Raw genomic sequence first — 11313 nt, 5'->3', positions numbered from 1 at the left:
GAACGGTATTTGAAGTGGCTGAGGGTTAGCTCAATCCAACGGTAACATTCGTCCTTGGAGTCCCAGCCGGGCTCCAGACAGTCTGCTTGTGAAAGGAGGCTTCTTACATCCTCCAGGGTTTTGATGAAATGGGTGTTCATGATGATTTTCATATCCTCATCATGAACGACAGTGCTGAAGTCGGCTCATTTCATGTTAGAAACCAGCCCCTTCTTCAGGCTCATTTCATATTGGAAGAGACTCAAGGTTGATACCGGTTGCAGGTGGTCTAAAGTGTGTTTAAACGACACTTGTTTGCAGAAAATAGCTCATTACAAAAGGTCTTTACTACACAATAAAATCAATAGGTTACGGTTTTTATAAATTACAAAAAAATCATGTAACTTATTGATTTTTAAGAAAACTGCCTATCCGTCAGCTGGATATGTCTCCTCTGCTGGCTGAATCTGTACGCAGAATCAGCAACGCTGAATCCATCAGCGCTATGTTCCAGTAAGGCACTGAGAGTTTGAGGAGGGCGTAGCCGTAAGGCTGCGCCCTTTTTCTATTTGTGGGTGGTGCATTTGTTGTTGCACGAGGGCTCTGTATTTGCCGAAGCAGGCCTTATTTTGTTTTGCAAATAGCCTTAATGCCGGTATGATATGGCGCCTTTATTAAAGCCGTAGTATCTGGTCGCAAGATACTGGGGTATTTCCTTTGGAGAAAGAAAATGTCTGAAGCTATCGCTCTGAGCGCTGTTGCACGTAAAGACGTAGGGAAAGGTGCGAGCCGCCGCCTGCGTCGTGCAGAACTGGTACCTGCCGTTATCTACGGTGGTGAGCAGGAACCTTCCCAAATCACTCTGGAATCCCGTGCTATCCGTAAAGCACTGGAATCAGAGACTTTTTACTCCCAGATCATTACTCTGGACGTAGAAGGTGCTACCCAGCAGGTTATCCTGAAGGACATCCAGCGTCACCCTGCAAAAGACTTTGCAATGCACCTGGACTTCCTGCGCGTTGACGCTACTCACGCTGTAACCACTCACATCCCACTGCACTTCCTGAACGAAGATAGCTGTGTAGGTGTGAAAGCCGGTGGCGCTATCACTCACGCTCGTGTAGAAGTAGAAGTTAAGTGTTTGCCTGCTGACCTGCCTGAGTTCATCGAAGTAGACATGGCTAACGTTGAGCTGGGTGGCCACATTCACCTGACCGACCTGACCATTCCTCAAGGTGTTGAACTGCTTGCTCTGCTGCAGGGCGAAGGTCACGACCTGGACGTTGCTTCTGTTCAGCCTACCCGTGGTGGTAAGGATGACGAAGCCGAAGAAGCTGCTTCTGAAGAAGAAGGCGGCGAAGAGTAAGTATTGCTCGGAGGCTATTATGGCGAAGGATCACTCGATTAAGCTGGTTGTCGGACTCGGTAACCCTGGTGCTCAATACGATGATACTCGTCATAATGCCGGCTTCTGGTATGTGGAGCAGCTGGCTCGGGCTTATGGCGCCAGCCTTCAGCCTGAGAAAAAGTTCTTTGGACTGGCTGCTCGCATTACCATTGATGGACAGGATGTCCGTCTGCTTAACCCGACCACATTTATGAATCGCAGTGGTCAGGCAGTCGGTGCTATCAGTACCTTCTTCAAGATTCCCCCCCAATCTATCCTTGTGGTTCATGATGAACTGGATCTGCCGACAGGCATTGGTCGCCTGAAGCAGGGCGGTGGTCATGGCGGACACAACGGTTTGAGAGATATTATTTCATCACTGGGTAACAACAAGGATTTTCTGCGCCTGCGACTGGGTATTGGTCATCCGGGTGACAGCAAGGAAGTGGTGAATTACGTGTTGAACAAGCCTTCTGTAGCGGATCGTCAGAAGATCGATTCTGTGATCGACGAAGCCGTTCGTATTGCCCCTGAAGCCTTTAATGGTGCTCGCGCCAAGGCCGTTCAGGAGCTGCATACATTCAAAGTCTGAGAGAAATTAGGAAGGTCTGATATCCAGTTTGGGTATTGGCCAGTAATCTCGGCCGTTTCTGAGAGTTTCTCCCCGCTTCAATGCCTGGTCTACCAGTTTGCAGATAAGGGCTTCGAACGAGATGCCTGCATGTCTGGCGCCGTCCGGAAAAAGACTGGTGGGCGTCATGCCGGGTAAGTTATTCAGTTCCGCAAAAACAGGTTCGCCGGATTCCGGAACAATAAAGTCTGAACGGCTGATGTCATGGCAGCCCAATATCTGGTGCGCTTTTAAAGCGATCTCCTGAACCCTTCGATACTGCTCGTCAGAGATGCGTGCTGGAATGACATGGTCGCTCAGTCCCGGCGTATAGCGGTGCACGTAATCGTACCAGGCTCCGTCAGGTGTGGTGATTTCTGTCACTGGCAGGACCTGATAGTCATCCAGATGGAGTACACCGGCAGTAATTTCCTTGCCTGTCACAAACTCTTCAACCAGCAGCTTTTCATCCATCTGCAAGCCTGTTTTCAGCTTGCCTTTCAGGTCTTCGTAGCCCATTGCGAACTGTACGCCGATACCTGAGCCCTGGCCTGATGGCTTGATGATCACTTTGGGGCCCAGCTGCTCAACGCAATCCAGGGCGGCTTCATCAGGACATTCGTTATGATAAACAACCCTGTCTTTGGCCATGGGGATACCTGCAGATTGAAGCAGTCGTTTGGTGATTACTTTATCCAGGGAACAGGCGCTGGCCAGGGCGCCGGAGCCAACGTAGGGGACACCCATGATGTCCAGCAGCCCCTGAAGGCGGCCGTCTTCACCATAGGGGCCGTGGGCAACAGGGAAAGCTACATCCACTTGCTGGGCAATCAGTTGTTCCGGCAGGGTCTGGTCCAGCTCAAGGTGAACAACCCTGCCGTAATGTTCTTCCAGGCAGGGAGTGATTCGATTGGCGGAAAGTCGGGAAACATCAGCTTCAGGGGATAATCCCCCGCATATGACTGCAATGGTTTTGCTCTTGTCGGGCATCAGACTACTGTCCTTTCATTTACCGTAGAAACGATTTTGCTGCGTTTTATCTGAAGTTATGTGAGCAAAATACTTTTACACTTCCAGGAGCCTTTAATCCGGCAGACTCCTGATTGTTCTAGCGTGAAAATTACTGTGTCACGTGGGGGCGAAAGTGACCTTCGTTCAAGGCTTTTTATAGCTCAGAGCTGTTGGACGATGATCAGACAAGCCTAGTCCCATCCAGCGTATCTGACCAGAAACTGCGAGAAGAGTTCCTTCCAGGTTGGAGAGTGGTTTATTGAAAGGTTTTCGTTTTTAGGAGTTTGATAAATTCAGGTGTTGCCTGAAGAAGCCAGAGGTATTGGTATCTCAGTGTCAGTTTTAACCAGCCGTAATCGTGGTATTTTCTGGCACTGGTCGCCAGCTTTGTGTGACAGGGTTGCAGCTGTATCCCCCGCTGTCTGGCCTTCCAGACAAAAAGATGGTCTTCACCGTAATCTGCATCGGTTGGATACCCTCCCAGCTCAAAAAACTGGGAGCGACTGATGGATAATCCCTGGTCACCATAAGGTGCTCCCAGTTTGTTTGAGCGGAATTTTGCTCCCCACTCATTGATGGATAACCAGCGGGTTTCCTTGTCATAAAACCAGAGATCAAAGTAGTACAAACGTTCTTGATTTTGTTGGATCGAGGTCAGCAGACTTTGGATATTGTCTTGGGTCAAAACTGAATCAGCATGAATAAACCAGAGGTAATCGCCTGAAGCTTGGGCCGCTCCCGTATTCAGTTGCAGAGCTCTTCCTTTGTCCGATACGCACCAGATCCATTTCAAAGATCGTAATGGCTCAGGGGGGTTATCCAGTTCTGTCGGTCGCTGGCTGTGAGAAAAGCCTGTGAGGATGATTTCACTGCCTTTTGGAAGCATACTGAATTGGTCTAGCAGAGCTGGCCACCGGGGTTCGTTGGGTCCCAGTGGCACAATGATAGAAAGACGCACAGGCGGAAAAGGTTTACTCACTTCTGCAGTACTTCCAGCAAGGCTTTATGATTCTGGTTCAGGTTGACCTCTGGCGTCAGAATGGCTGTCTTTAAGGCGCTTCTGCAACTGCACTGAGTGTCGTCATGGGGTTGCTCGCCCTGAAGGGTCAGGTACTGTCCCAGCAACTCTTTGGCGGTGGCCAGACTGCTGTCATAACGCTGGATAATCTGTTCTACCGTGGCATGTGCGGCCGGGTCATCCATCCAGCAGTCGTAATCAGTGGCAATGGCTATGGTCGTGTAACAGAGTTGGGCTTCACGGGCCAGAAAAGCTTCGGGCACGTTGGTCATTCCTACAACATCGCATTGGGCCGCGTTTTTCAGGAACAGGCTTTCGGCGCGGCTTCCCAGTCTGGGGCCGTCGACACAGGCATAGGTTTTTTCTTCGTGCAGATTAATACCCGCAGAGTTTGCGGCAGTGGTCAGTTGTTCGGCCTGATGATTGCAACTGGGCAAAGCGGTTGAGATATGAGCCACCAGTCCCTCGCCAAAAAAGCTCCTTTCTCTGGTTCCTTTCACAAAATCAAAATACTGGCTGACCAGTGACAGTTCACCGGGAGCAATTTCCTCCTGAAGACTGCCTACGGCAGAAAGGCCGATCACTTGTGTGGCCCCGAGACTTTTCAGTGCCCAGATATTGGCTCGATAATTAATTTCATGGGGTAGCAGCTGATGAGCACTGCCATGTCTGGGCAAAAATAAAATCTTCTGTTGTTTGAAAACACCCGTAGTAATGGGTCCAGAGTGTGGGCCGAAAGGGGTGTCCAGTGTTTCTTCTTTCAGGGTTTCCAGTCCATCCAGGCTATAGATTCCGGTTCCGCCGATGACAGCCAGCATAGTGCATTCCTTTTTAATTATTATTCAATAGGTGAATCTGGTGGGGTAATTGTTGTATCCAGATTTTTATCTCATCGCGCACACGTCGATAGATGTTCAATGATTCTTCTTCGTTAGTAACGGACGCAGAAAGACGGGGAGGGTCGTCAAAATAATTCTGGATGATATGGCTGCCGTCTGAAGCGGGACAGGTTTGGTGGGCATGGTCGCAAACCGTAAAAATATAATCGAAACGCTTTTGATCCAGTTCATTGAGCGTTTGCGATTGATGGCTGCTGATATCAATACCGGCTTCATCCATCACTTTGACAGCATTGGGGTTGAGTCCGTGAGCTTCAATGCCTGCTGAAGAGATTTCATAATCAGCTTTCAACAAGGCTTTTGCCCAGCCTTCGGCCATCTGGCTCCGGCACGAATTACCGGTGCAGAGAAAGAGTATTCGGGGCTTGTTCATTAATACCTTTCCTTTTGATTTATTTTTTCGACAGGTTTCTAGAGCTGCCAAGCATTAATGGTCATACAGACTCCGTTCATCCTGAGCTTGTCGAAGGATGCTGGTAGTGCACTTCGACAGGCTCAGTGCGAACGGCATGGGGTTCAGTGCATAGCTGTACTAGAGCTCGCTGCATGAGGAGCCAAATGCAAAACAGCTGTAGCAGCGGTGATGCTTCATACTGATGGTTTTAGCAAGGCTGGCCTGTAGATCGTGGCCCAGGTTGTATTCGTTATCGTCATCCACCAGAGTGCAGGCATACACCTGCATTTGCCCATTCTGCTTAACCATCATTTTGGAAAAGGCGCACATGAATAAACTACGACTCTCTTCTGTCTGGTAGCGAGTCATACAATCGGTGCTGACATGAGGGACATCGGGTAATGCACCGGGAGGCAAAAAGTCCGGGAAAGCGACCTGCTTCAGATTGACGGGCAGGCCATTCAGCTCAAACAGGTCTCTGAATGCCTGTTCTACGACTGGAGTGTTTTCGGCTTTATCCATATGTCTGGCAACCGAAACATTAAAGCCTTTTTCGTGGAGCAGTTTCAGTCCGGAAAGAGCAGTGGCAAAACTCTCATCGCCACGCCCAGCGTCGTGTTGCTCGGCGTTAGGATGATCCAGGCTGACCCTCAGGGAGATAGGATGAGGGTTATCCTGTAAGCGTGTCAGCTCATCCAGTCTTTTGATCATGGGTGTTGTGCCGTTGGTCAAAACCAGGCAGGGACGATGCTGTGAGGCATAGTCCAGGATTTTGATAATGTCTTTAATGACAAAAGGTTCTCCACCGGTAAAGGAGAACTGCTCAACGCCCAGTCCAAGGGCCTCATCAACATAAGGCTTCACTTCCTCCAGTGTTGGAGAGTCCAGTCTTTTGCTGGAAGGGCTTGATCCTTCCAGGCAGAAACTGCATGAAAGATTGCAGCGAGTACCGGTATGAAACCAGAGCTCTTTCAATTGATGAGGCTTGATATAACCTCTTGGATTACCATCCGGTGTAAAGTGCCAGTCCTGGCTTTTCTCGTCAGGTAGATTCTTGTTAGGTGACTTGCCTGTCAGCAGCATGATCCCTCACTTCCTGATGGGGTTTCCGTGGTCGATGAAAATGGCAGATCAGTGCCGCAGCCTTTGAAAATTCCATAATGTGTACTGAAATCGCCAATAAACTCGAAGTGTTTCTGGAATCGAGAGTCGTGCAGCATTTTCCAGGTATTGCCGCATACCGGGAAAACCTTGCCTTTGGGAATAGGGTGATGTCCGTCCAGGTGGAAAGTGTTGGGATGGTGGTCAATCGTTCCTTTATAAACGACAGCCTGTCCGTAGTCTTCGCAGTGGCTTTCCAACTCTGGCAGTTTAAACAGTCGATAGGTGGCTGAATAAAACTGAATATCGCCTACCTTTGCTTCAATCCCACTGTTATTGATGGTGATAGGTTTATCTTCCACCAGTCTTGGATCGGCAAAGCCCGCTTTTTTAGCCAGATTTAAAAAGTCATTCCAGTAAAGGGCGCCACTGAGGCATTCGCCATAGAGAACAGGGTCATCCACCAGTTCAGCAGGAATACGACGATCGGAATAGACGTCAGAGAAATAGAGTTCACCGCCTTCTTTCAGCAGTCTCCAGGCTTCCCTCAATACGGCTTCCTTATCCGGAGAAAGGTTGATGACGCAGTTGGAGATGATCATGTCGAAGCTGTTATCTTCAAGGTTCAGCTGGTCCAGCTGTTCGATATAACCCTTATGAAATTCGGTATTGGCTTTTGAATAGCCGAACTTCTCGCGGTGGAATTCGATATGGCGGTTAGCTATTGCCAGCTGTTCATCGGTCATGTCGACGCCCACTATATAGCCGTTCTCTCCCACCATTTGGGCCAGGGCATAACAATCACGACCTGAGCCAGAGCCCAGGTCCAGTATTCTGGCGCCTTCCAGTTGTTCCGGGCAGACCAGTCCACAACCGTAATAGTGACTGAGCACCTCGTCATGAATATTCGATAGGGCTTTTTTCAAATGACGTGGCATGGAAGCATCAGTGCAGCAGGCGTTGGTCTGCAGGTCATCACTGCTCTGTAAGGTTTTACCATAGTAATCTTGTACTGCCTTATGCATGGGAGAGGGTTCCTTGCTTGAAAACGGATTCAATATGTTTTGCCAGCGCCTGACGTGCAGGGCGGGAGTCACTGCTTAGTTCGGGCAGAATGCTTAGCAGGTCTTTCAGGTGATCAACATCCTGGCTGGAGGGGGAGTAACCAACGGTTAAACCACTTTGACGACAGAGGTTGGCTAGCGACTCTCCCAGAGTATCTGTGCTCCAGGGCAGCCGGGATAGATCAGGCCAATGCTTATTATTAGCCATTATAGTTACACCACCGTCACTGGCTTTGCTGAATACTGTGTCGTGTATTTGCAGGTTTCGGACTGTATCCAGGAAATGCTTGAAGCTGAGAGTAGGGGAGTCGCTGCCAATATAAATAATGTTTGTGTGCTTTTGGCTTCTTAACTCATGATCCAGGTAGTTAAGCCTTTCCCCAAGGTTTCCCGAGCCTTGCGGCAATGTTTCGCACTTTCTGTGTTTTAGTAGCTGCCTTGCCCAGTTGTGATCATTTTCATGGGCGGGTGCGATAACAATCCTGCCTGGCCACTCGGATAAATCTTCCAGAGCGCAAGCCAGCAGGAGTTCTGCAACAGCTAAGGCTTGCTCTGCGCCTAAATCGGCAGCAAGACGCTGTTTTCCCTGATGTAAGGCTGGCTTCTTGCATACCAGTACCAGTGATGTGTCGGTTGTGAGGCTAAGTCCTTGGCCCATCGTTTTTTTCTTATTTGACTTGAGTTGAATTTGACCCGCTATTGTCTACCTATACTGCTGAAATAGTTATTTGGATTCATAGTGTTGATTATTTTTTCATCTTTTTGGTCTGTGAAAAATCTTTTTTTCACAGCAGTCTATGAGTTTGTCTATTGGGCAACAGGACGTATGTGGTTTCCGGGTCGGTATAAACCCCGGAAGAACTGTCAGGCATAATGCTGGTGTCAATACGGGTCGGGCTTTATAATCCTCCCCCAAATTTTATTGGATTTCCCCTGGTAACTGTTTATGGGCTTTAAATGTGGCATCGTTGGTCTGCCCAACGTCGGCAAATCAACACTGTTCAACGCTTTGACCAAAGCGGGCATTGATGCAGAAAACTTCCCTTTCTGTACTATCGAGCCAAATGCGGGTGTTGTGGCCATGCCAGACCCTCGTCTGAACAAGCTGGCTGAAATCGTAAAGCCAGAGCGTGTGCTGCCCACCACCATGGAATTTGTTGATATTGCTGGTCTGGTAGAGGGTGCCTCCAAGGGTGAAGGTCTGGGTAACAAATTCCTGGCCAATATTCGTGAGACTGATGCTATTGCGCACGTGGTACGTTGCTTTGAAAATGACAACGTGATTCACGTCGCCAACAAGATCGATCCTGCCGCTGATATCGGCATTATCAACATTGAGCTGGCCATGGCCGATCTCGAAAGCTGTGAAAAGCAGCTGCAGCGGGTAGCCCGTGTCGCCAAAAGTGGTGATAAGGAAGCCAAGGCTCAGAAAGAGCTGCTGGAAAAGATCGTTCCTCACCTGGAAGAAGGTAATCCGGTTCGCTCTCTCGAAATGAATGATGAAGAGCGGAAGCTGACTAAAACACTCCACCTGCTGACCACCAAGCCAACTATGTACATCGCTAACGTTGATGAAGATGGCTTTGAAGACAACCCATACCTGGATGTTGTTCGTGGCATCGCTGAAAGTGAAGGCTCTGTAGTCGTTACTGTCTGCAACAAGCTGGAAGCTGAAATTGCTGAACTGGAAGACGAAGAGCGTGATGAGTTCCTGGCGGATCTGGGTATGGAAGAGCCGGGTCTGGATCGTGTCATCCGTGGTGGCTATGATCTTCTGGGACTGCAGACTTACTTCACAGCCGGTGTTAAAGAAGTGCGTGCCTGGACCGTCAAGATTGGCGCGACTGCCCCTCAGGCTGCTGGCGTGATCCATACTGACTTCGAGCGTGGCTTTATTCGTGCTGAAGTAACAGCTTACGACGAGTTCGTTCAGTACAACGGTGAACAGGGTGCCAAGGAAGCAGGTCGTCTGAGAGTAGAAGGCAAGGATTACATCGTTAAAGACGGCGATGTTATGCACTTCCGTTTCAACGTGTGATTTCGTTTGGGCTGCCTGACTTACCAGGCAGCCTTCTCTATTATCGGGCTGCGACTTCAGCCTGTTGATAACTGTTCAACAGTTGCATCGCTTTAAATTCCTCTGAAACTCTCAGCTGTTCTTGCTGATTGTTTATCAATCCTTCTTCCGAATCCCTGATAGAGCTTTTGGCGGCTGAATAACCTTTCAGAGCTCGACCTTCCCTGCCATGGGCTAGTTCAAACGTGAGCCGTGCTGCGTTGATTTGAGCTTCCTTAATGGCAATGCCCGTATCTCTATCAGCTATCTGGCCAGCCAACAGGTTAGCAACAAATGTCATGGCCTCATTAGCAGGTCTGGACGTTACCGTTGTTTCAGCAGCGGTTTCATAGGCAGGCGGTGGGTTGATACTTACCGAGGCTATTGAGCTTTGTGGGAATGGGTCATGCTCGCTGTAAGCTGGAGGCAGGTTCTCATAAGTGGGCAGCTCACTGACCTTACTGCCCGCAACGTATGTTTCGGGTGCAGGGTCGACGGCATCCTCGTTGAGTCTCTGGGTGAATTCTGGATAAGGATCCTGCTCGGAATATTTGGGTAGAGCATATTCCTCCGGGGTTGGTACCTGATGAGTGATCGTTGTTTCAGGTGCCTGAATTTCACAGACAGGTGGAGCGCTTTCTTGTTGAGTAGATCGTTCCAGTTCTGCTTGCAGTCGGGCACGGCCTGATTTCAGCTGATCCAGCTCTTCTTGAAGGAATGACAGTTGTTGATGATGTATAAGCTCAGCTGTTTGATACTGGACTTCCTTCTCCCTGATAAAAGCTTCGCTGCCAAACAGGCCCATATCTTCCAATTCCTTTTGATAGTGGACTTGGTTATCTCTGGCGCTGGCCAGTTTTTGCTGGAGGCTCCCCTGTTGGTAAGACAGAGCGTCTTCCTTATTCTGGGCTCGGGATTGAGGGTCTTGAATCCAGTCAGAATAGGCATAATACAAGGTGGTCAGGCTGGTTATGGAAAGGCCACCACCCAGAGCAATCAGGGCGGGATTAAAGGTAGCAATGCCTGCTCCCAGGGCAACAAGCCCTCCAGCCATTTCAACACCGCCAAGGGCGGCGACTCCGGCTTGATAGGCAGGAGAATCCTTGTATTGCCAGTAGCGCCAGTAATTAAAAGCCAGAGGCTCAGTGATGCTATATAAAGGGTCGTAGACTTGTTGAAAACCAGAAGCCTGATCACCTGAGAGCATCAGCAGTGGTGTTGTGGGCTGCTCCAGAGTGATGGGTAAGCCTGTAGCTTCCTGAGGGGCTTCCAGGCCTACAATATTCCAGCGGTTAGACACGAATGCCTGGCAATTCTCTGCTTCGTTCTCTGGTGTGAGTTGGCGATGAAGCCTTTCGCAATAATGGGCTGCGGAAGAGGTTACAGGTAACCCGTTAAATGAAAGAGCGTGAGTATGACCCTGACTCAGCTGGGCATTCAGGATCAGATTGTTACTGTCCAGGTAATAGGCTTCGCTCAGGAAGTGAGTTCTGTTCGGTCGTTCTGTTTGAGCTTTGACCAGGGCTTGAGAAGCATTCTTGCAGGCCTGACCATCAGAAATAGCTGCTCTATCAGAAGCAGGGGGCAGAACCAGATGACGAATCAATACAGTGGCACCATCCTGGTCCTCTGTCAGAAGCGAACAGGCCTGAATGTCGCCGTGTTGATTAAATATCCAGCTCTCGGTTTCAGCGAAAGCATGGGTTAAGGGTAAAATTATCAGCAGTAATGTGGATAGGCTGCTTTTCAAAAGTGGATGATCCTGAGTCATTGTTTTCTCCGTTAATTGTTCGA

11 protein-coding genes are annotated in these 11313 nt (G+C 49.4%); 3 read left to right on the top strand and 8 right to left on the bottom strand.

Annotation, left to right across the window (positions count from 1 at the left end):
* Positions 1 to 709: 709 nt before the first annotated feature.
* Both WG89_RS23020 and pth read left to right on the top strand, forming a co-directional pair.
* Positions 710 to 1345 (top strand): 50S ribosomal protein L25/general stress protein Ctc, encoded by a 636-nt coding sequence (locus WG89_RS23020; RefSeq protein ID WP_062270052.1) that lies wholly within the window; start codon positions 710 to 712, stop codon positions 1343 to 1345.
* Between the two features lie 19 nt (positions 1346 to 1364).
* Complete coding sequence (gene pth / locus WG89_RS23015) at positions 1365 to 1958, top strand: aminoacyl-tRNA hydrolase (RefSeq protein ID WP_062270051.1); 594 nt, start codon at positions 1365 to 1367, stop codon at positions 1956 to 1958.
* Between the two features lie 6 nt (positions 1959 to 1964).
* On the opposite strand, the gene WG89_RS23010 is transcribed toward pth, so the two are convergent.
* From WG89_RS23010 to WG89_RS22980, 7 genes are all read right to left on the bottom strand, one after another.
* A complete protein-coding gene (locus tag WG89_RS23010; protein WP_062270050.1) occupies positions 1965 to 2966 on the bottom strand; it encodes a D-alanine--D-alanine ligase family protein in 1002 nt (333 codons plus the stop codon).
* A 277-nt stretch (positions 2967 to 3243) separates the two neighbouring features.
* Positions 3244 to 3966, bottom strand: coding sequence for a glycosyltransferase (locus WG89_RS23005; RefSeq protein WP_062270049.1), 723 nt, complete (start codon positions 3964 to 3966; stop codon positions 3244 to 3246).
* Complete coding sequence (locus WG89_RS23000) at positions 3963 to 4823, bottom strand: MTAP family purine nucleoside phosphorylase (protein ID WP_062270048.1); 861 nt, start codon at positions 4821 to 4823, stop codon at positions 3963 to 3965. The genes WG89_RS23005 and WG89_RS23000 overlap by 4 nt, the downstream gene beginning before the upstream one ends.
* 13 nt (positions 4824 to 4836) lie before the next feature.
* Positions 4837 to 5277, bottom strand: a complete 441-nt coding sequence (locus tag WG89_RS22995) for an arsenate reductase ArsC (RefSeq protein ID WP_062270047.1) — start codon at positions 5275 to 5277, stop codon at positions 4837 to 4839.
* A 159-nt stretch (positions 5278 to 5436) separates the two neighbouring features.
* Positions 5437 to 6381 carry a radical SAM protein gene (locus tag WG89_RS22990; protein WP_062270046.1) on the bottom strand — a complete coding sequence of 315 codons (945 nt, stop codon included), beginning with the start codon at positions 6379 to 6381 and terminating at the stop codon, positions 5437 to 5439.
* Positions 6372 to 7424, bottom strand: a complete 1053-nt coding sequence (locus WG89_RS22985) for a methyltransferase domain-containing protein (RefSeq protein WP_062270045.1) — start codon at positions 7422 to 7424, stop codon at positions 6372 to 6374. The genes WG89_RS22990 and WG89_RS22985 overlap by 10 nt, the downstream gene beginning before the upstream one ends.
* On the bottom strand, positions 7417 to 8121 hold the full coding sequence (locus WG89_RS22980; RefSeq protein WP_062270044.1) for a TIGR04282 family arsenosugar biosynthesis glycosyltransferase: 705 nt from the start codon (positions 8119 to 8121) through the stop codon (positions 7417 to 7419). Before WG89_RS22980 ends, WG89_RS22985 begins: the two co-directional genes overlap by 8 nt.
* Positions 8122 to 8409: 288 nt before the next feature.
* Here WG89_RS22980 and ychF point away from each other — a divergent pair, with 288 nt between their 5' ends.
* Complete coding sequence (gene ychF / locus WG89_RS22975; RefSeq protein ID WP_062270043.1) at positions 8410 to 9501, top strand: redox-regulated ATPase YchF; 1092 nt, start codon at positions 8410 to 8412, stop codon at positions 9499 to 9501.
* A 40-nt stretch (positions 9502 to 9541) separates the two neighbouring features.
* Here ychF and WG89_RS22970 read toward each other — a convergent pair whose 3' ends face one another.
* Entirely contained in the window at positions 9542 to 11290 is a 1749-nt protein-coding gene (locus tag WG89_RS22970) for a hypothetical protein (RefSeq protein ID WP_062270042.1), read from the bottom strand.
* Positions 11291 to 11313 lie beyond the last annotated feature (23 nt).

The sequence above is a fragment of the Endozoicomonas arenosclerae genome (assembly GCF_001562015.1).
GTDB classification, from domain to species: Bacteria; Pseudomonadota; Gammaproteobacteria; order Pseudomonadales; family Endozoicomonadaceae; genus Endozoicomonas_A; species Endozoicomonas_A arenosclerae.
Note: the sequence above shows the minus strand (reverse complement) of the source record. Positions and strands in the feature narration are given on the sequence as shown.

Bases quoted from the DNA above. Each gene is read 5' to 3' on its own strand.
- WG89_RS23020 (WP_062270052.1), top strand. From the start codon at position 710: ATGTCTGAAGCTATCGCTCTGAGCGCTGTTGCACGTAAAGACGTAGGG.
- WG89_RS22980 (WP_062270044.1), bottom strand. From the start codon at position 8,121: ATGGGCCAAGGACTTAGCCTCACAACCGACACATCACTGGTACTGGTA.
- WG89_RS22995 (WP_062270047.1), bottom strand. From the start codon at position 5,277: ATGAACAAGCCCCGAATACTCTTTCTCTGCACCGGTAATTCGTGCCGG.
- WG89_RS22985 (WP_062270045.1), bottom strand. From the start codon at position 7,424: ATGCATAAGGCAGTACAAGATTACTATGGTAAAACCTTACAGAGCAGT.
- WG89_RS23000 (WP_062270048.1), bottom strand. From the start codon at position 4,823: ATGCTGGCTGTCATCGGCGGAACCGGAATCTATAGCCTGGATGGACTG.
- WG89_RS22990 (WP_062270046.1), bottom strand. From the start codon at position 6,381: ATGCTGCTGACAGGCAAGTCACCTAACAAGAATCTACCTGACGAGAAA.
- ychF (WP_062270043.1), top strand. From the start codon at position 8,410: ATGGGCTTTAAATGTGGCATCGTTGGTCTGCCCAACGTCGGCAAATCA.
- WG89_RS23010 (WP_062270050.1), bottom strand. From the start codon at position 2,966: ATGCCCGACAAGAGCAAAACCATTGCAGTCATATGCGGGGGATTATCC.
- pth (WP_062270051.1), top strand. From the start codon at position 1,365: ATGGCGAAGGATCACTCGATTAAGCTGGTTGTCGGACTCGGTAACCCT.
- WG89_RS22970 (WP_062270042.1), bottom strand. From the start codon at position 11,290: ATGACTCAGGATCATCCACTTTTGAAAAGCAGCCTATCCACATTACTG.